Origin of the sequence: Flavobacterium potami (genome assembly GCF_020026915.1) — a bacterium.
GTDB classification, from domain to species: Bacteria; Bacteroidota; Bacteroidia; order Flavobacteriales; family Flavobacteriaceae; genus Flavobacterium; species Flavobacterium potami.
Genome location: NZ_JAINUY010000085.1, coordinates 1 through 282, shown reverse-complemented (window position 1 = coordinate 282; position 282 = coordinate 1). Strand labels below are relative to the sequence as shown.

The 282-nt window shown below is 41.8% G+C and carries 1 protein-coding gene; it reads left to right on the top strand.

Annotated elements, in window-relative coordinates; translation table 11 throughout:
* A partial coding sequence (locus K6T82_RS24370) for a family 1 glycosylhydrolase (RefSeq protein WP_223711655.1) occupies positions 1-282 on the top strand: 282 nt, incomplete at both ends.

Sequence of the window (282 nt, the reverse complement as noted above, 5' to 3'; positions counted from 1 at the left end):
GCAAAGGACTATCAATAATCGATGTTCTGCCGCATGGAGCTGACGGCCCGGTTGCAGAGTCTGATGATGGCAATTACCCTTCCCATGAAGCAATCGATTTTTACCATAGGTATAAAGAAGATATATCTTTATTTTCAGAGATGGGTTTTAACTGCCTCCGCGTTTCAATTGCATGGTCAAGGATTTTTCCAAACGGCGATGAAGAATCTCCAAATGAACAGGGGCTGCAATTCTATGATGATCTGTTTGACGAACTTTTAAAAAATGGAATACAGCCTGTCG